This is a genomic window from Catenuloplanes indicus (assembly GCF_030813715.1).
GTDB lineage: Bacteria > Actinomycetota > Actinomycetes > Mycobacteriales > Micromonosporaceae > Catenuloplanes > Catenuloplanes indicus.
In genome coordinates, this window is the sequence record NZ_JAUSUZ010000001.1 from 5,291,453 (window position 1) to 5,310,508 (window position 19,056).

Consider the following 19,056-nt stretch of genomic DNA (forward strand, 5'->3'; position numbering starts at 1 on the left):
CGTGTGCTGCGATATTTCCTCATCACGTTGCTGGTCGGCGGCCTGACCGGGCCCGGGCTTCCCGGCCCGGCCGCCGCGTCCGGCACACCCAAGACCTCGCCCGCCGCCGACACGCTCGGCTCCGACGACGCCCGCCGGCTCGCCGAGGCCCGGGCCGACGGCCGGTCCACCGTCACCGTGCTGGTCGCGACCGGCAGGGGCGGCGCGTCCGCGGTCGCCGGCCGGCTCACCCGGCTCGGCGGCTCCGTCTCCCGCAGCGTCGACCGGCTCGGGTACGTACTGGCCAAGATGCCGACCGGCTCCGTGCTCGACGCGGCCCGGCTCGACGGCGTGGAGGCGATCGACCTGGACTCGGTGGTGCTCCGCCCGGACCCGTCCGAAGGGCTGGCCGGCGGCGGCCCGGCGGCCGCGCGCGAGTCGCGCGGCGGGCCGGGGAAGGGCACGCCCGCGGACAACCCCTTCCTGCCCACCGGCGAGACCGGCGCGGTCGAGTTCATCAGAACCCATCCGGCCTACGACGGGCGCGGCGTCACCATCGGCATCATGGACTCGGGCGTGGACGTCGACCACCCGGCGCTGCAACGGACCACCACCGGCGAACGCAAGATCGTCGACGTGTTCACCGCCACCGACCCGCTCGAGGACCCCACCTGGCTGCGGATGAACCTGCCGGTCACCGGCCCGTCGTTCGAGGTCGGCGGCGCCCGGTTCACGGCACCGGCCGGGTCGTACGCGTTCAACTGGTTCTACGAGTCGATCACCAAGGCCAGCGACCCGTCCGGTGACGTCAACCGGGACGGCGACACCACGGACGCGTTCGGCGTGCTCTACGACCCGGTGTCGCACGACGTTCGGGTGGACGCGGACCGGGACAAGAGCTTCACGGACGAGCCGGTCATGCGGCCGTACCGGGAAAGGTACGACATCGGGCACTTCGGAACCGACGACCCGAAGACCGAGGCGATCGACCGGATGGCGTTCACCGTGGAGTACCGGGAGGACGTCGACGTCTCCGGCACCCGCTCCGACTTCGTGAACATCGGCATTCTGGAGAGCGAGCACGGTACGCACGTGGCCGGCATCGCGGCCGGCAACGACCTACTGGGCAACGCCGCGTTCGACGGTGCCGCGCCGGGCGCGAGGATCGTGTCCGGCCGGGCCTGCACGTGGGGCGGCGGGTGCACCTACGCCGCGCTCACCGACGGCATGGTGGACATGGTGCTCAACCGGCGCGTCGACGTGATCAACATGTCGATCGGCGGCCTGACCGCGCTGAACGACGGGCGCAACGCCTGGGTGCTGCTCTACAACCGCCTGGTCACCGACTACGGCGTGCAGATGTTCATCTCGGCCGGCAACGACGGGCCCGGCCTGAACACGGTCGGTGACCCGTCCACCGCCGGTGCCGTGGTCTCGGTCGGCTCTACGATCAGCCGCGAGACGTGGGCCGCGAACTACGGCTCGGCCGTCTCCGCCGACTACGCGATGCACCCGTTCTCGTCGCGCGGGCCGCGCGAGGACGGCGGGCTCAAGCCGGACCTGGTCGCGCCGGGTGCCGCGATCTCCAGCATCCCGACCTGGCTGCCCGGCACGCCGGTGGCACAGGCCGGATACACGCTGCCGACCGGGTACGCGATGCTGCAGGGCACCTCGATGGCGTCACCGCAGGCGACCGGCGCGGCCACGCTGCTGCTCTCCGCTGCGCGCGCGCAGGACCGCGGGCTCACCCCGGCCCAGCTGCGGCGGGCGCTCTACACCTCCGCGTCGCACCTGCCCGGCGTGCCGGCGTTCGCCCAGGGGTACGGGCTGATCGACGTACCGGCCGCGTGGAAGCTGCTCTGGCAGGACCTGGAGACGCGGACGTACACCGCGGTCGCGCCGGTCTGTACGGCACTGTCCGACCTGATCGGCGCGGGCGACGAGCCGCTGCCCGGCCGCGGCGGCGGCATCCACAACCGGTGCCCGGCCGGGGAGGGCGGGCACAAGCCGTGGGAGTGGAAGGCGTACCCGGTGACGCTCACCCGGACCAGCGGCCCGGCGCACCCGGTCGCGCACCGGCTCGGCTGGATCGGCAACGACGGCACGTTCTCCGCGGCGAAAACCGTGACGCTGCCGCTGAACGAGCCGGTCACGGTCACGGCCGGAGCGCGGCCGTCACCCGGCGCACACAGCGCGATCATGACGGTGGACGACCCGGCGACGCCGGTGCTGGACTTCGAGGTGTTCGCGACCGTGGTCGCGGCCACGCCGGTCACCGCGCCCGGGTACGCGTTCGAGGCGGGCGGGAAGATCGAGCGGAACGCCACCCGGTCGTACTTCGTGGAGGTGCCGGACGGGGCGGAGGCGCTGCAGGTGAACCTGTCCGGGCTGGCCGCGGGCTCGCAGACCCGGTTCGTGGCGATCGACCCGTACGGCGTGCCGGCCGACCCGACCGCGACCACCGGCTGCTACCCGAACTTCGAGCCGGTGTCGCCGTGCGCGGGCATCGAGCGTGACTACCGCAAGCCGCTCTCCGGCATCTGGGAGATCGAGGTGGAGGCGCGGCGGACGTCGCCGATGCTGGTGAATCCGTACCGGATCACCGCGGCCGTGCAGGGCGTCGAGGTATCCCCGGCCGAGTCCAAGCCGGGCACCGTGAAGGTGGGCGAGGTCAAGAAGCTCAGCTGGGACCTGCGCAACCGGTTCGGGCCGGTCCGCGTGGTGGCGCGGGGCGGGCCGCTGGGCAGCGTGGCGACCCGGCGGCCGGCCATCGCGAGCGACGAGCGGCTGGAGTCCACGCTGACCGTGCCGTCCGGGACCGCGCGGCTGGACGTGTCCATCGGCGGGACCAGCGACGTCGCGGCCGACCTGGACCTGTTCGTCTACCGCGGCGACTCGGACACGCCGCTGGCCTCGTCCGCGGACGGCGACGCGGTCGAGTCGGTGTCGCTGACCGACCCGGAGGCGGGGGAGTACCGCGTGGTGGTGCAGGGCTACTCGGTGCCGGACGGAAAGACGTCGTTCGACTACCGGGACGCGTACTTCTCGCCGAAGCTCGGCGCGGTGGCGGTACCCGGCGATGTCGTACGCCTGGAGCCCGGCGGTACGGCTAAGGTCAGCGGCTCGCTGACGGTGGCGTCGGAGGCGGCCGGCGGACGGTCGCTGGCCGGCGAGATGTCCGTCGTCACCGATCAGGGCGCCGTGGTCGGCAGCGCGACGGTCACGCTCGGCTCCTGACCGGAACGGCACAGGGCCCGGCTCCACCGTGGAGCCGGGCCCTGCGTCCTGGAGCGGAACCGGATGTCGTGGACCAGAACCGGATCAGGAGTAGTCGGGATCCAGGCCGGCCACCGGGCGCTCACCGGCGCGGGTGGACGGGCGGGCGCGAGCCGGGGACTCGGCCGGCTGCGGTGTCTCGGCCTGGTGCCGCGGCGTCTCCGCCAGGTGCACGGGCGCCCGGCCGAAGCCCTGGTCGTCCTGGCCCGGGGTGACCGTGATGGCGTTGTCGTCCGCGGGGGAGCCGGGGATCCCGGCCCAGGAGTCGGCCGGGTGTCCGGTGACCGTGCCGCCACCCCGGCCGGCATCCGGCGCGGGCGCGGTACGCCGGCCGGGTGCGGCGGCGGGGGCGGTGCGGCGTGCGGGTGCGGCGGCGGGGGCGGTGCGGCGGCCGGGCGCGGCGGCGCTGCGCCGGTCACCGCCGGAGCCGGTGATCGCGCGGCGGTCGTCGTCGGGTGCGGGTGCGGCGGTACGACGCCGGCTGTCGCCGGGCGCGGATGCGGCGGTGCCGCGCGGGCCGTCGTCCGGCGTGGGCGTCGCGGTGCCGCGCGGCCCGTCGCCGGGTGCGGAGGCCGTGGTGCGGCGCGAGCCGTCGCCGGGTGCGGAGACCGCGGCGTGGCGGGGGCCGTCGTCCGCGCGGTGTGCACCGGCCGGGCGCGGCGTGGTCTGTGCCGGGACCGTGCGGGTCGGGCTCGGCTTGGCGCGGTGCCGGCCGGGCCGGGACGCGACCGGGCGCTCGTCCGCGCGGTCCGCCACCGCGGCGTCCTGGCCGGTCAGTGCGGACAGCATGGTGAGCCCGGGCAGCCCGGAGAGACCCGGCCGCGGCGTCTCGGCCGGCCGGCTGAGTCCGGTGAGCGCGCCCAGCAGCCCGCCGTCACCGCCCAGTTCAGAGCGGCGGCCGGCGTCCGGGTCGATGCCGAGGAACTGCGCCGCCGGGTGGGTGATCCCGGTTTGCCCGGTCATCTCCCCGCCGCCGAGCAGCCCGCCGAGCAGGCTGTCCGATCCGCCCGCCGGTGCTGACGCCGCGTTGCCCAGCAGGTCGGACAGCAGCGGCAGTCCGCCGTCCTGTAGGTCGGAGAGCGGAAGCAGTTCCGGGTCGGCCGGGGCGGCCTGCGCCTGGGCGCCGGTCAGGAGGAGGAAGCCACCGGCGAGGCCGGCGGTGCCCACGGCGCGGGTCAGCCACTTGTTCATGAAGGGTGCTCCTTTCGGGGCGGAAGGGCTCTCCCGCCGATGCGGCGCGACGAAAGGTTCGATGGTCCTCAAAGAGCAACGAACCATGCGTAGCGGGCGTTTCGCGCCGAACGGACAGGTTTGGCCGACGTGCATATGATCGCGGAATGGCGAGTGCTGATCTTTCGCCGAGCGGGCGGGGGCGAGCGCTCGCCCGGTGGTGGAACGGCCGGGGCACCGGCGCCGACCGGGCACCGCACTACGTGGTGTGCGGGCGTGACCAGCTCGCACTACGCCTGATCAACGAGCTGCTGGCGGCGCGTCCGGATGTGCGGGTCACCGCGCTGGTGCCGGAGATCTCCGCGTTGCCCGAGCTGCTCACCATGCGCCGGGTCCGCACGCTGGTCGCCGGCCGGCTGGACGAGGCCGCGTTCGAGAGCGTGGACCTGACCGACGCGGCCGCGCTCGCGCTGGTGCACCCGGACGACGTGACGAACATCCACGCCGCGCTCTGCGCCCGGGAGGCCGCGCCCGGCATCCGGCTGGTGCTGCGCGTCTTCAACGGCAAGCTGGCCGCGCGCGCCCGCGAGGTCCTCGACGACAGCGCGGTGCTGTCCGACGCCGCGATGGCCGCGCCCGCGTTCGTGGCGGCCGCGCTGGGCGAACCGGACCCGACGCACTTCCGGCTCGCCGGCCGCACCATGTTCGTGGCCCGGCGCGGCGACGTCGCACCGGCCACCGTGGTCGCCGGGCTGGCGGCCACATCCGTGCGCGGCGACAAGGAGCCGGCCGAGCGCGGCGGGACGAACGCGCGGGCCGCGGCCACGGGTGGCGAGGACGCGCCCACCGGTGGTGAGCTGGATGTGGCCGTCGGTGGGGAGCCGGAGATCCTGCCGGAGGACCAGAGCCGCGCGGAGATCGTGCTGGCCGAGGCAACCGGACGGCCGGCCGGAACCGAGGTGGCAGCGCGACGGCTACGGCGGCGGCGGCGACGGCGGCGGCCGGTCGCGGTGCTGCTGCGGGCCGGTCGCGCGCTGGTCGACCGGAAGCTGGGCGTGGCGCTGCTCAGCGTGCTCGGGATAATCCTGATCAGCGGCGGCGTGCAGGCCCGGGAGCTGACCCGGCTCGGTGGCGGGTCGATCGGCATCTGGCGCGCGGTCTATCAAACCGTGCTCACCACGGTCATCGGCGCGGAGCGGAATCTCGCGGAGAACCTCGTCCTTCAGGTCACCGACCTGGTGCTGACGCTGGCCGGGCTGGCGCTGATCCCGCTGATCACGGCCGCGGTGGTCGGCGCGGTGGTGAACGCGCGGCTCGCGCTGGCCGCCGGGCGGCTCGCGATCCCGCACTCCGACCACGTGGTGGTGGTCGGCCTCGGCACGGTCGGCATGCGGGTGATGGCCCAGCTGCACGACCTGGGCGTGGACGTGGTGGCGGTGGACAAGGACCCACACGCGCGCGGGGTGTCGCTCGCCCGGCGGCTCGGCGTGCCGGTGATCACCGGAGATGCCGCGCGCGAGGAGACGCTGCTGGCCGCGCAGGCCGGCAGCGCGCAGGCCCTGGTCGTGGCGTCCACCGACGACGTGACGAACCTGCAGGCCGCACTGAACGCACGCGGGATCAAGCCGGACCTGCGCGTGGTGCTGCGGCTCTACGACGGCGACTTCGCGCGGCGGATCCAGCGCGCGTTCCAGATCGCGATCTCCCGCAGCGTCTCCTACCTGGCCGCGCCCGCGTTCGCCGAGGCCATGATGGACCGCGAGGTGAAGGCGACCATCCCGGTCGCCCGGCACGTGCTGCTGGTCGCGGAGGTGACGGTCGCGCCGGGCGGCACGCTGGTCGGCACCCGGCTGGACGCGGCGGACCGCCCCGGCGGCGCCCGGGTGATCGGCCTGGCCACGACCGGCTCGGCCCGGGTGGACTGGACGCCACCGCGCGACCACCCGATCGCGGCCGGGGACCGTCTGGTCGTGGTCGCCCGCCGCCAGGGCCTGCGCGACCTGATCGCCGCCGCCAACCCACCGGCCCCGGAGAGCGCCTCGATGGCGGACCGCCCCTGACCGGGTTCGCCGGTGACCGACGGCGAAACCGGTGCCCGCGGGAGCACTCGGGACGTGGCCACGCCGGAAGCGGGAAAATCGCCTTGGTCGTTCTCGCCGTCCGGCGTCGAGAGCCGTCAGGCGAGCAGCGCGTCCGGCTCGACGCCGAGGACGGCCTGCTCGTCCGGCCGGTGGACCAGCACGTCGTTGAGGAACGACTGGACGGCCGGGGCCAGGCCGACGTCGCGGCCGGCGTCCTCGGAGAGCCGGTAGCGGTGGTTGAGCACCTGGGAGAAGAGCTCGGTCGGCTCCAGCTTGCCGCGCAGATTCGCCGGGACCGCGCGGACCACCGGCTCGAACACCTCGGTCAGCCAGCGGTGCGCGGCCTGCTGCTCGTCCGACAGGTCGCTCTCCGCCCGGTACGTGTCCAGGTCGTTGAGCAGCTGCCGGGCCTGGTTCTCCTCCGCGTCCAGTCCGGTCAGCCGGAACAGCCGGCGCACGTGGTAGCCGGCGTCCACCACCTTCGGCCGGACCAGGAACGAGCTGCCGTTCTCCGACACCGACATGGCTACCTCGGCCACGTCGAAGCCGAGCTCGTTGAGGCGGCGGATCCGGCCCTCCATGTGGTGCCGGGAGTCCTGCCGCACCTCCTGCTCGTAGGTGATCTCGTGCCAGAGCCGCTCGTACCGCTTGATCACCTCGTCGGACATCATCTCCGGGTCGATCGACTCGTGCAGCAGCCCGGCGGCCTGCAGGTCGAGCGCCTCGCCGAAGATGTTGGTCCGCGCGATGTCCAGGTCCTCGTCGCGCTGGCCGTTGGAGAGCTTCGGCCGCAGCGCGCCGGTCTCCGCGTCCACGAGGTACGCCGCGAACGCGCCCGCGTCCCGCCGGAACAGCGTGTTGGACAGTGAACAGTCACCCCAGAAGAAGCCGGTCAGGTGCATGCGGACCAGCAGCGCGGCCTGCGCGTCGAGCAGCCGGATCATGGTGTGCTCGCGGAGCGTGTGCGAGAACAGCGCCCGGTACGGCAGCGAGAACTGCAGGTGGCGGGTGACCAGCACGGTGTCCAGCGGCTCGCCGTCCGGCGACTGCCGGTCGGAGACCACGGCGACCGCCTCCACGGACGGGAAACCGATCCGCTCCAGCGCGCGGAGCAGGTCGTACTCCTTCTCCGCCACCCGCTCGCCGGTCTCCTTGACCGCGTAGACGGTGCCGGCCAGCTTCACGAACCGGACGATGTGCCGCGAGATGCCCTGTGGCAGCGCGACCAGGTGGTCGGCGGGCCACTGCTCCAGCGGTGTCGACCAGGGAAGGTCGAGCAACGCCGGGTCTACGAGGGCGGAGGTGATGCGCACGTACTAAGCATGCCGTTTTCCGCGGCGCGTCGCGGCTCATCGTGGCTCGTTACACAGTGACGAGATCTGCTCAATTGTCCGGTCTATCCAATTGGTCGTCCGGCATGCGACAGGTATCAATCGTTCGGACTGCGACATATCGGAAGCGGGAGCGGAATGCGGCGAAGGTGGAGTCTGGTCGTCGGGGCGTGTGCGGCGGTCACGCTCGCCGGTGTCGGAGCGATCGGCTACCTCGGTGGCGACGAGCCGGGGACCCCGACCGTGGCGGTGTGGAACGCTGCCGGGGCGGCCTCTGTCCGTACCCCCGACGCCCCGGCTGAATCGGCCACGCCGGAGGCCACGACCGCGCCGCGGCCGGTGACCACCACGCCGGCCGCGCCGTCCGCGAAGGCCACGGTGCCGGAGCCGGCCGGCGCGGCGCGCGACGGCGAGACCGCGGACGCCGGCCAGCCGATCGGCACGGTCGAGCGGGTGGACCGCACGCTCGGCTACGCCGGTGCGGCCCGGCGCACCACGCTCCGGTTCCCCGGTGCCGAGTACGTGAAGGTGCACTTCAGCCGCATCGCGCTGCTGCCCGGCGACTACCTCACGGTCTCCGACCCGCAGGGCCGTGAATCGCACCGGTACGAGGGCGTCTCCCGCGACGCGGTCACCGGGCTGACCCGGGCCGTGCTCAACCCGGACGCGCCGGACCGGGACGGAGAGCGCTGGGCGATGTCCGTCTCCGGCGACACCGCCGTGGTCGAGCTGCACACCGGCGGCACCGACCCGCTCGGCCTGAAGAGCGCGCTCGCCGACCTCGGCGTCGGCATCGACCGGGTGGCCCGCGGCTACACCAGGCCGGAGCGCGTCGAGGCCGCCCACGAGCTGGAGAAGGCGCGCGAGGCCACGCCCGGCCCGGCCGGACCGGGACGCGAGGAGAGCGTCTGCGGCGGCGACGAGAAGTCGGACGCGGTCTGCTACCGGTCGACGAACCCGATGGCCTACACCCGGTCGAAGGCGGTGGCCCGGCTGCTGATCAACGGCACCGAGCTGTGCACCGCGTGGCGGGTCGGCGCGCAGAACCGGCTGGTCACGAACAACCACTGCTTCTCCACCTCCAAGGACGCCTACAACACGGAGGTGTGGTTCAACTACCAGTGCGCGCGGTGCGGCGGGTACGACGTCTACCAGTCGACCAAGGTCTGGGGCGACAAGGTGCTGGCCACCGACCGGACGCTGGACTTCACGCTGTTCACGGTGGAGAGCTTCGCGTCCGTGCAGAAGTTCGGCTTCCTCACGCTGGACACCGCGCGGCCGGCCGCGGGCACGCAGCTCTACATCCCGCAGCACCCGGCCGGTGACCCGACCGCGATCGCGATGGCCTCGGGTGAGCGCGGCAGCAACTGCGCGGTCGACAACCCGTCCTACACCGGGTACGCGTCCGCCAGCGACGTCTCGTACTACTGCGACACCGAGGGCGGTTCGTCCGGCTCGCCGGTGCTGTCCCGCACCACGAACAAGGTGGTCGCGCTGCACCACTTCGGCGGCTGCCCGAACTCCGGCGTGCGCGCCGACCTGCTGTACGAGCGGATCAGGTCGCTGGTCTGACCCGGTAGCGTGTCGGGCGTGCGACGACTTGGCTGGTGGTTCGACGTCCTGCTGCTGGCGGCGTTCGCGGCGCTGACCGCGCTGCTCGCCGCCGGCCACCTGTACGGCGTGGACTCCGCCATCGCGAACTACGCCGACGCGCACCGGCCGCCGGTCATGTACTGGCTCGCGCTGATCGGTAATCAGCTCGGCCAGAGCGGCCACTTCCTGATCGCCTTCGGGGTGATCGCGCTGTGGCTGCTCTACCGCGACCGGGACGTGCGCCCGCTCATCCTGGTCGCGTTCACGTACGTGCTGGCCGGAGTCGTGGTCGTCCCGCTCAAGGAGTTCGGCGGGCGGGACGCGCCCTCCTCGACGCTGCCGAACAAGGTGGAGCTGTTCAACGACGCCGCGGTCTACGACTGGTCGTACCCGTCCGGGCACATGGTCAACACGTTCGTCTGGTTCTTCACCATGGTGCTGCTGCTGACCTGGCTCTTCGGCGAGCGCGCCCGCCGGTTCGAGCCGGTGATCCGGATCGCGCCGCCGGTGATCGTCTTCGTCACCACGATCTACCTGAGCTTCCACTGGCTGACCGACTCGATCGCCGGGCTGCTGATCGGCGTGGTGCTGCGCCGGGTGATGGCCCGCATCCCGTGGCGGACGCTCCCGCTGCCAGCCTGGCTGCCGTTCACGGCCGCGCCGGTCGAGCCCGCGCCGTGGTCGCGGTCGCCGTGGCGCGCGCGGTCAGCGGGCCGCTCGCGGTCAGCGGGCGCGGGAGGCGCGCAGTCGGCGGAGGCGGCCGACCAGGACCGGATCGTGCGCTAGCGCCAGCGGATTGTCCAGCAGCCCGTTGAGCAGCTGGTAGTAGCGGGTCGAGGAAAGCTGGAACTCGTCGCGGATCGCCTGCTCCTTCGCACCCGCGTGCCGCCACCACCGCTTCTCGAACTCGAGGATCCGCACCTCGCGCTCGGCCAGGGCCGGCTCCTCCGGCGCGGCCCGCGGTGCCGGGACCTCGGTGAGATCGGAATCGTCGTCCTCGATGTCACCCACGCTCATGCTGCTCACCCTAACGAGCATCGGCGCAGCTCGCACCGTTTCGGACAGTGATCGGCCGCACCGCAGGGCTTACTTCTTTCCCGCTTCCGGCGTGGTGCGGCCCGCATGCTCCCGCGGGCAAACCTCGCGGCGGCCTCCGCCTGCGCTCCGGTCGCCGCATCGGAGCCAGTCCCGCCGCTGGTCACCCAAAAACCCCGCGATTCCCGTGCTGCTCTGTTCCCGGCCGCGAGCCCGGCTTGACGCTCTGGGCCGGGTGCTCTGCGGCTGCGCGCTGTGCGCTGTGCGGCTGTGCGCTGTGCGGCTGCGCGCTGTGCGGCTGTGCGCTGTGCGGCTGTGCGCTGTGCGGCTGTGCGCTGTGCGGCTGCGCGCTGTGCGGCTGCGCGCTGTGCGGCTGCGCCGCTGTGGGCATTGCGCTCTGGGGGTGCGCACGCTCGGGGCGTTGCGCTATGGGCGTTGCACTCTGCGGCTGCGCTGCTCTGGGCTTGGCTCGGCACGCGCCCGAAATATCGTCATACTTCGTCTTTTGCGTAGGCATTGCCGCAGCGGACTGTAGCTCTCAGGCCCTATGTGATCAATCAGTGGAGCGAAAAGGATATCGACTTCGCTAAATGATCTCCTTTTTGCTCCACTGATTGATCACACAGGCCGCAAGCCGGTGGTATGCCGAGATCATCTGAAAAACTAGAGAAAGGCGTCTCACGACTTATAACGATATTTCGGGCGCGAGGCATCCGCTGCCGCCCGCTTGCTGCTGCTGCTGCCCGCGCTGTCGCCGGATGCCGTTGTCCCTGCTGCCGCCCGCGCTGCTGCCGCTTGCCGCGGCCCGCTGCTGCTGTCGCCGCTGCCGCTTGCCGCTGCTGCTGCTGCTTGTCGCTGCTGTCGCGACCCCGCTTGTCGCTGCTGTCGCCGCTTGCCGCTGCTGCCCGCCGACGGCGTCTGCTTCTCGGCTGACCGTGCTGCTCGTTTCCGTGTCGGCCGTCGTGATGCAAGGGCGAGGGCTGACGTAGCCCGGTGGTGGTGGGGTCAGTTGTCGATGGCGAGGCGGAGGCCGAGGGTGAGCAGCGCCGAGCCCATCAGTGTGTCCAGGCCGCGGCGGACCGCCCGGCGGTCGAGGAGGCGTTTCATCGCGCCGACCACCAGCGTGACCGTGGTGAACCAGCCGGCCGTGACCGCGAACGAGACCGTGGCCAGGACGAGCGTGTCCCCGGGCGTCGGGTGCTCCGGCAGGAACTGTGGCAGCAGCGCCAGGAAGAAGACCGCGACCTTCGGGTTGAAGACGTTGGTGAGCAGGCCGGCCCGAAACGCGGACCAGTGCCGGCGGTCCCAGGCGAGCAGCGACAGCCAGGGCAGGCGGCGTCGGCGGTGCCGCGGGACGTCGAACGCGGCGGCGAGCCGGGCCAGGTCGGCGTGGGTGTCCGGCGGCAGGTCGCGGCGGCGCGCGGCGATCGCGGTCCAGAGCGTACGGAGGCCGACCACGACCAGGTAGGCGGCGCCGGCCAGCTTCATCGACAGGTAGGCGACCGGGGACGCGGCGACCAGCGCGGCCACGCCGACGGCGGCGAGCAGCACCCAGCCGAGGATGCCGGTGGCGATGCCGACCGCGGTGGCGAAGCCGGCCCGGCGGCCGGACGCGACGGCGTGGCGCAGGACGATCGCGAAGTCCGGCCCGGGGGACATCGTGCCGAGCGCCATCACTCCCGCGAAGGCGGCAAGGTGCGTAACGGTCAGATGCATGACCCGAGAGGTTAGACCCTCATAGACCGATTTATCGCTAAAAATACCGATGAATTTCACTATGCGGGAACGGCTATGTGCACGCTCACATGGCCGCACCGTACCGAAGAGAAATGGATTACTGGAAGACTCCGGCCCGAACTACGCCGGTGACCTGCAGATCCTCGGAGAGCAGCACGAGGTCAGCGCGCAGGCCCGGCGTGATCGCGCCGAGTATGCCGGAGAGGCCGACCGCGCGCGCCGGTGTCCACGATGTGGCCCGGGAAGCATCCACCACGGGAATACCGGCGCCGACCGCCTGGCGGAGCGCGGCGTCCATGGTCAGCGTGCTGCCCGCGATCGACCCGTTCGCGGCCAGCCGCGCTACCCGGTCCGCCACCACCACCGAGAGGCCGCCCAGCTCGTAGGCGCCGTCCGGCATCCCGGCCGCGGCCATCGCGTCGGTGACCAGCGCGTACCCGCCGCGTGCCGCACCCGCCACGAACGACAGCGTGCCGTCGTGCAGGTGCACGCCGTCCGCCACCACCTCGCAGATCACGCCGGGGGAGTCGAGCAGCGCGAGCACCGGGCCGGGTTCGCGGTGGTGCACCGGCCGCATGCCGTTGAACAGGTGCGTGGCGACCGTGGCACCGGCCTCCGCCGCGGCGCGGGTCACGTCGTACGGCGCGTCCGTGTGCCCGACCGCGGCCGCGACGCCGTGCGAGGCGAGCAGCTTGATCGCGTCAAGCGCGCCGGGCAGCTCCGGCGCGATCGTCATCATCCGGACCGCGCCCTCGCCGAGCGCGATCAGCGCGGCCAGCTCGTCGGTGTCCGGGGCGCGCAGGAAGTCCGGGTTCTGCGCGCCGCACCGCGCACCGGAGAGGTAGGGCCCTTCGTAGTGCACGCCGCCCAGCACACCCTCGCGGACCAGCGGCAAGAACGCGGCGGTGGCGTCCCGCATCAGCGCGAACGGTGAGCTGACCAGGCTGGCGAGCACCGTGGTGGTGCCGTGCCGCAGGTGGAACGCGGCCGCGGCGCGCGCGGAATCCGGGTCGCCGGTGGTGAACGTGTGCCCGCCGCCGCCGTGGTTGTGGATGTCCACGAAGCCGGGCAGCACCCACGCGGCCCGCTCGGCACCGTCCGGCGAGCCGGCGCCCACCGAGGAGATCAGCGCACCGTCGATCGTGACGTGCCCGTCCTCGACGACGCCGTCGGGCGTGACGATCCGGCCGGCGATCTGCATGGTCACCCGTGCTTTCTACTGAGTGGTCAGTGCGTCGAGGCCGAGCAGCGCCGCGCCGCGCAGCCCGGCGGTGTCGCCCAGGCTCGCCTTCACCAGCCGGGGCATGCGGTGGAACGTGACGCGCGCGGCGAGCGCCTCGCGGAGCGGGCCGAGCAGCACCTCACCGGCCTCGCCGAGCCCGCCGCCGATCACGAAGACCTCCGTGTCCAGCAGCGCCTGCGCGGTGAGCAGCCCGTCCGCGAGCGCGTCCACGGTCTCCCGCCAGATCTCACCGGCCGCGTCCTCGCCCGCGACCGCGCGCGCGACCACGTCGGCCGCACTGATCCCCGTGCCGGTGAGCGAGAGGTACCGCCGCGCCACGGACGCGGCGCTGGCGATCGTCTCCAGGCACCCACGCTGACCGCACGCGCAGGCGGGGCCGCCGGGCCGGACCACGATGTGGCCCAGCTCGCCGGCCGCGCCGTGCGCGCCGCTGTTGGTGTGCCCGCCGCGCACGTGCGCGGCCGCGATGCCGGTGCCGATGCCCACGAAGATCACGTCGTCCGAGCCATGGCCGGCACCGAGCCGGGCCTCGGCCAGACCGGCCGCGCGCACGTCGTGGCCGAGCGCGGCCGGCAGACCGAGCCGGGCGGAGACCAGATCCCGCAGCGGTACGTCCCGGAAGCCCAGGTTCGCCGCGAATACCGCCATGCCACGGCCCTCGTCCACCACGCCCGGGATCGCCACACCGGCTGCGACCGGTGTCTGCCCGAGCGCGCGAGCCTTCGCCGCCAGTTCCGCCGCGATGTCGCAGATCGCGGCCGCGACCGCGTCCGGCCCGCGGGACGCGAGCGTGTCGTGCCGTTCGGTGTGCAGCACCGGGCCGCCGACCGCGATGACCCCGCACTTCATCCCGGTGCCGCCGATGTCCATCGCCACGACGACCGGTCCGGGACCGTCCGCGGAACTCACGCCAGGACGACCGATCGGGTCAGGTTGCGCGGCGCGTCCGGGTCCAGGCCGCGCGCGGCGGCGAGTGAGACCGCGAAGCGCTGGGCCAGGATCAGGTCGGCCATCGGGTCGAGCGGCACCCGGCCGCCGTTCCAGCTGCCGAGCGCGGTGTGCCCGCAGTGGCCGCTGCTGTGCACGAACGTGGCACCGGCCGCCGTGACCGTCTCGTCCAGCCCGGCCGGGACCTCGCCGAACGCCCACACCACGCGGTGCGGTGCGGCGATCGCGATCGGGCCGTGCCGGTAGTCCATCGCCGGGTACGCCTCGGCCCAGAAGTTCGCGGCCTCGCGGCACTTGAGCGCGGCCTCCTGCGCCAGCCCGACGGTCCAGCCGCGGCCGAGGAACGTGATCTGCTCGGCCCGCGCCGGGTCGACCGGCAGCGGCGTGCGCACCGCGACCTCGGCGTCCGTGACCGCGTCGGCGAGGTCCTCGCCGAGGTGCGCCCGGAGCAGCGCGAGCGCGCTGGTGGCGAACCGGGTCTGCACCACCGACCGCTCGTCCGCGAACGGCATCGCGACCACGTCCGTGGCGAGCCGTGCGGCCGGTGCGCCGGCGTCACCCACGATCACCGTGGCCGGTGTGCCGGTCAGCGCGGTCAGCAGATCGACCACCTCGGTGGTGGTGCCGGACCGGGTGATCGCGACCACCCGGTCGTACCGTCGGGAAGTCGGGAACTCGGAGGACTGGAACGCGTCCGTCTCGCCCAGGCCGGCCCGTTCCCGCAGCGTCGCGTAGGCCATGGCCATGAACCAGGAGGTGCCGCAGCCGGTCACGGCCACCCGCTCGCCCGGCCGGCCGAGCACGTCGGCGTGCTCCGGGGCGAGGGCGGCGGCGGTGCGCCAGCAGTCGGGCTGGCTGGCGAGTTCTTCGTCGACGAAGGCCATTCGAACACCCCTCCTTGGAACCGGGACGGGCACGGGCCGTGCTGCGCAGAACGGCTCGTTTCAACGCTGTTTCGCGCGCCATTGTGCTCAGATTCCGGGGTTGGCGGCAAGCATGAACAACTTCGCGCAGCACGGCGGTTTGCTTAGCGGTCCTTTCGAGCATTACTGTGCACCAAATCACTCAGCGTGTGCACGGTTGCGCAGGAGGAGGCCGGCGGTGGATCGGTATGTGCGCTGGAACGCGCTGCTGGAACTCCTCACGGACAGCGGCCGGGTCAGCGTGGAGGACGCCGCGGCCCACCTGAACGTGTCACAGGCGACCATCCGGCGTGACTTCGACCAGCTCGCCCAGCAGCAGATGATCATCCGTACCCGCGGTGGTGCGGTGGCCAACGGCGTCTCCTACGACCTCCCGCTGCGCTACAAGACCGCGAAGCACTCCGCCGAGAAGCAGCGCATCGGCACCGCGGCCGCCGCGCTGGTCGCACCCGGCCAGGTGGTCGGCCTGAACGGCGGCACCACCACGACCGAGGTCGCCCGCGCGCTCGCGGTCCGCCCGGACCTGAACACCAACGCGGAGGGCACCCAGCTCACCGTGGTTACGAACGCGCTCAACATCGCGAACGAGCTGCTGGTCCGTTCACAGATGAAGATCGTCGTGGCCGGCGGCGTGGTCCGTCCCCAGTCGTTCGAACTGGTCGGCCCGCTCGGCGGTGCGCTGCTCCGCGAGGTCACGCTGGACGTCGTGCTGCTGGGCGTGAACGCGATCGACGTGAAGCTCGGCGCCGCCGCGCACCACGAGGGCGAGGCCGCGATGAACTCGCTGATGGTCGGCCGCGCCAAACGCGTCGTCATCATCGCCGACTCGTCCAAGCTCGGCGGCCACGCCTTCGCCCGCATCTGCCCGATCGACCGCGTCGAAACGCTGGTCACCGACTCCGGCGCCGCACCCTCGGTGATCGACGAGTTCGAGGCCGCCGGCGTCCGCGTGATCACCGCCTGACAACCCGAACCCCTTCAAAAGCAGCTTTTCCCGCTTCCGGCGTGGCCGGTCTCCGCATGCTCCCGCGGGCCCCGGTCGTCGCTGGCGCTCCTCCCTGCCGGTCCCGGCCTGGCCGCCACTGACCTCGCCCCGTTCCGGCAAGCGACCACGCGCCGTCCGCCGGCCCTTGCTCTGCTTACCTGGACAAATCGTCCATCCGTCAAGGGGTGAATTGCCGCATATGTCACCCTGCTGACGTAGGTAAGCAGAGCAAAGCGGAGCGAAGAGCGGGCTGGAAGCCGGGCGAAGAGAACTCTTCGGGCGCGATTCGCTCGGCAGGTGCGAGACCCCGGGCAGGCGGCGGGATGGGCCACCCGAGCGGGTCAGCGGGTGCGGATTCGGCGCGGGCGGGGTGGGCGATCCGAGCCGGTCAGCGGGTGCGGGATTCGGCGTAGGCGGCGAGGTGGGCGACCTGGGCCGGGTCGAGTGAGGGGCGGACGCGCTCGCGTGCGGTGGCGACGTGGGCTGCGGTGACCGAGGTGGCGTCCAGGGACTCGCGCATGGCGGCCAGTGCGGCCTCGCGGATCAGCGCGGCGCAGTCGGCGGCGGAGAAGTTCTCCAGGTCGGTGCCGAGCGCGGCCAGGTCCACGTCGTCCGCGAGCGGGACCGGTTTCGCGGCCGCGCGCAGGATCGCGGTGCGGGCCTCGGCGTCCGGCGGCGGGACGTAGACGATGCGCTCCAGCCGGCCGGGTCGCAGCAGCGCCGGGTCGATCAGGTCGGGCCGGTTGGTGGCGCCGATGACCACGACGTTGCGCAGCGACTCGACGCCGTCCAGCTCGGTGAGCAGCGCGGCGACCACCCGGTCGGTGGTGCCGCCGTCGCTGGACTGGCCGCGGACCGGCGCGAGCGCGTCCACCTCGTCCAGGAACACCAGCGTGGGCGCGGCCTCGCGGGCCCGGCGGAACAGCTCGCGGACCGCGCGCTCGCTCTCGCCGACCCACTTGCTGAGCAGCTCCGCGCCCTTGACCGAGAGCACGTTCGCCTTGCCGGAGCCGGCCACGGCCTTCACCAGGTACGTCTTGCCGCAGCCGGGCGGGCCGTAGAGCAGCACGCCACGCGGCGCCTGCACGCCGAGCCGGGCGAACGTGTCCGGGTAGGTCAGCGGCCACAGCACCGACTCGGTGAGCAGCTCCTTGACCTCGGCCATGTCGCCCACGTCGTCCAGCGTGACGCGGGCCAGCTCCAGCGTGGACTCGGCCATCGACGTCGGCCGGACCACCTCGAGTGCGGCCGAGAAGTCGGCCATCGCGATCGTCGGCGTCTCCGGCGCGTCCGCCTTCTGCCGCAGCGCCGCGCGGACCGCGGCCTCCCGGGTCAGCGCGGCCAGGTCGGCGGCGACGAAACCGGGCGTACGGCCGGCCACGTCGTCCAGCCGCACGTCCTCGGCCAGCGGCATGCCCCGGGTCAGCACGTCAAGCTGCTCGCGGCGCAGCGCCGCGTCCGGCAGCGACACGCTGATCTGCACGGACAGCAGATCGGGCGCGCGCAGGCCCGAATCCAGCTCCTCCGGCCGGCTGCTGGTGCAGACCACGGCCGTGCCCGCCTTGATCAGACCGGTGACGACCTGCCGGAACACGGTTGCCAGCGGTCCGGCGTCGGCCCTCGGGACCAGCGCGTCCACGTCCGCGACCAGCAGCACGCCGGGCCGGTCCGCGCCGGTGAGCGCGTCGGCGGCCGCGTACAGCCGGCGGGCCGCGGCCTCGTTGCTGAGCGCGGCCAGTTCTGGTGCCCAGACCGGGACGACGCGCGCGCCGACCGAGGCCGCGACGGACCGGACCAGCACGCCCTTGCCGGACCCGGCCGGGCCGGTGATCAGTACGCCGAGCGAGACGGTCGCGCCCAGCCTGCCCAGCACCTCCCGGTGGTGGAAGCTCAGGTCGAGCAGCTCGCTCAGCTCGTGTGCCTGCGCCCGCAGACCGGGAAGGTCCTCGACCGGCGGTACGGCCTCGTCGTCCTCGACGACCTCCGCCTCGATCGGCTCGTCCGCCGGTACCGCGGCCGAGGCCGACGCGGCGACGGCCGTCCCGCCGGGGCCGGTCCCGCGCGGACCCGAGCCGGTCACACCGGAGCCGGGCGTGCGGCGTACCGCCGATGGTGTGGCATTGAAGGTCTGGCCGTGCGTGGTGTGACCGCCGCCGGCCCAGGTGACCACGGTGTCCATGGTGACCAACGCGCCGTCCGCGTCCTCCACGGACTCGACCCGGAGCAGCGTGGTTGTCCAGCCGAAGCCGACCGTGTTGGCCAGGCTGCGTCGCGCGGTCTGCACCAGGCTCTGCGTGGCGGCGTCCGGCAGCACGTCCTGCGGCAGCAGTGACACGTCGTCACCGGCCGTGACCACCTTGCCGAGCAGCGCGAGCCGCAGCATGTCGGCGGAGACCGCGACCACGATCTCCGGCGTGCCGGACAGCACCACGCGGCGCGCGCCGGCCGTCGGGATCGGCGCGACCGTGATCTGCCCGCCCTCGCGCAGCCCGAGGTTGCCGAGGATCAGGTCGTCCGCGTAGAGGATCGCGCGGCTCGAGGTGGGCTCCGCGAGCGCGACGATGCCCGCGGTGGTGCGCTGCCCGGACAGCCGCACCGGGTCGCCCGGGTGCAGGCCGAGCGCGGCCAGCACCTCCGGGTGCAGTCGCACGATTCCCCGGCGCGCGTCCAGCGCGGCCGGTCGCAGCATCACGGTCAGCGTCAGCTCAGCATCGCCCACCCCAGCGACACTAGCGTGATCACGCTTCACCGGGTC

At 73.0% G+C, this 19,056-nt stretch carries 13 protein-coding genes; 5 read left to right on the top strand and 8 right to left on the bottom strand.

The features are described from left to right. Positions 1–3: 3 nt before the first annotated feature. Positions 4–3,216 (top strand): S8 family serine peptidase, encoded by a 3,213-nt coding sequence (locus tag J2S42_RS23885; protein WP_307242564.1) that lies wholly within the window; start codon positions 4–6, stop codon positions 3,214–3,216. A gap of 84 nt (positions 3,217–3,300) precedes the next feature. Here J2S42_RS23885 and J2S42_RS23890 read toward each other — a convergent pair whose 3' ends face one another. After that, the gene (locus tag J2S42_RS23890; protein ID WP_307242566.1) at positions 3,301–4,446 is read right to left on the bottom strand and encodes a hypothetical protein; all 1,146 of its coding nucleotides are present in this window, start codon (positions 4,444–4,446) and stop codon (positions 3,301–3,303) included. Between the two features lie 146 nt (positions 4,447–4,592). Between J2S42_RS23890 and J2S42_RS23895 the strand changes: the two genes are divergently transcribed. Then, entirely contained in the window at positions 4,593–6,485 is a 1,893-nt protein-coding gene (locus tag J2S42_RS23895; RefSeq protein WP_307242568.1) for a potassium channel family protein, read from the top strand. A gap of 116 nt (positions 6,486–6,601) precedes the next feature. Here J2S42_RS23895 and J2S42_RS23900 read toward each other — a convergent pair whose 3' ends face one another. Further along, a complete protein-coding gene (locus tag J2S42_RS23900; protein ID WP_307242570.1) occupies positions 6,602–7,819 on the bottom strand; it encodes a DUF4032 domain-containing protein in 1,218 nt (405 codons plus the stop codon). Positions 7,820–7,975: 156 nt separating this feature from the next. Between J2S42_RS23900 and J2S42_RS23905 the strand changes: the two genes are divergently transcribed. Together J2S42_RS23905 and J2S42_RS23910 are read left to right on the top strand one after the other, a co-directional pair. After that, a complete protein-coding gene (locus tag J2S42_RS23905; protein ID WP_307242572.1) occupies positions 7,976–9,409 on the top strand; it encodes a trypsin-like peptidase domain-containing protein in 1,434 nt (477 codons plus the stop codon). A gap of 18 nt (positions 9,410–9,427) precedes the next feature. Further along, positions 9,428–10,216, top strand: a complete 789-nt coding sequence (locus tag J2S42_RS23910) for a phosphatase PAP2 family protein (protein WP_307242574.1) — start codon at positions 9,428–9,430, stop codon at positions 10,214–10,216. On the opposite strand, the gene J2S42_RS23915 is transcribed toward J2S42_RS23910, so the two are convergent. The 5 genes from J2S42_RS23915 to J2S42_RS23935 form a co-directional block, all read right to left on the bottom strand. Beyond that, a complete protein-coding gene (locus J2S42_RS23915; protein WP_370879424.1) occupies positions 10,154–10,513 on the bottom strand; it encodes a DUF3263 domain-containing protein in 360 nt (119 codons plus the stop codon). The genes J2S42_RS23910 and J2S42_RS23915 overlap by 63 nt on opposite strands. Positions 10,514–11,470: 957 nt before the next feature. After that, the gene (locus J2S42_RS23920; RefSeq protein ID WP_307242578.1) at positions 11,471–12,181 is read right to left on the bottom strand and encodes a LysE family translocator; all 711 of its coding nucleotides are present in this window, start codon (positions 12,179–12,181) and stop codon (positions 11,471–11,473) included. Between the two features lie 118 nt (positions 12,182–12,299). Next, on the bottom strand, positions 12,300–13,409 hold the full coding sequence (gene nagA, locus J2S42_RS23925) for an N-acetylglucosamine-6-phosphate deacetylase (protein WP_307242579.1): 1,110 nt from the start codon (positions 13,407–13,409) through the stop codon (positions 12,300–12,302). Positions 13,410–13,418: 9 nt separating this feature from the next. Further along, positions 13,419–14,315, bottom strand: coding sequence for an ROK family protein (locus tag J2S42_RS23930; RefSeq protein WP_307248979.1), 897 nt, complete (start codon positions 14,313–14,315; stop codon positions 13,419–13,421). Positions 14,316–14,350: 35 nt separating this feature from the next. Continuing rightward, the gene (locus J2S42_RS23935) at positions 14,351–15,277 is read right to left on the bottom strand and encodes an SIS domain-containing protein (RefSeq protein WP_307242581.1); all 927 of its coding nucleotides are present in this window, start codon (positions 15,275–15,277) and stop codon (positions 14,351–14,353) included. A 217-nt stretch (positions 15,278–15,494) separates the two neighbouring features. Here J2S42_RS23935 and J2S42_RS23940 point away from each other — a divergent pair, with 217 nt between their 5' ends. Next, positions 15,495–16,280, top strand: a complete 786-nt coding sequence (locus J2S42_RS23940; RefSeq protein ID WP_307242583.1) for a DeoR/GlpR family DNA-binding transcription regulator — start codon at positions 15,495–15,497, stop codon at positions 16,278–16,280. Between the two features lie 409 nt (positions 16,281–16,689). Here J2S42_RS23940 and J2S42_RS23945 read toward each other — a convergent pair whose 3' ends face one another. Continuing rightward, positions 16,690–19,020 carry an AAA family ATPase gene (locus tag J2S42_RS23945; RefSeq protein ID WP_307242584.1) on the bottom strand — a complete coding sequence of 777 codons (2,331 nt, stop codon included), beginning with the start codon at positions 19,018–19,020 and terminating at the stop codon, positions 16,690–16,692. Positions 19,021–19,056 lie beyond the last annotated feature (36 nt).

Coding starts and splice junctions, on each gene's coding strand:
- J2S42_RS23890 (WP_307242566.1), bottom strand. CDS start 4,446: ATGAACAAGTGGCTGACCCGCGCCGTGGGCACCGCCGGCCTCGCCGGT.
- J2S42_RS23895 (WP_307242568.1), top strand. CDS start 4,593: ATGGCGAGTGCTGATCTTTCGCCGAGCGGGCGGGGGCGAGCGCTCGCC.
- J2S42_RS23905 (WP_307242572.1), top strand. CDS start 7,976: ATGCGGCGAAGGTGGAGTCTGGTCGTCGGGGCGTGTGCGGCGGTCACG.
- J2S42_RS23920 (WP_307242578.1), bottom strand. CDS start 12,181: ATGCATCTGACCGTTACGCACCTTGCCGCCTTCGCGGGAGTGATGGCG.
- J2S42_RS23930 (WP_307248979.1), bottom strand. CDS start 14,315: ATGGACATCGGCGGCACCGGGATGAAGTGCGGGGTCATCGCGGTCGGC.
- J2S42_RS23935 (WP_307242581.1), bottom strand. CDS start 15,277: ATGGCCTTCGTCGACGAAGAACTCGCCAGCCAGCCCGACTGCTGGCGC.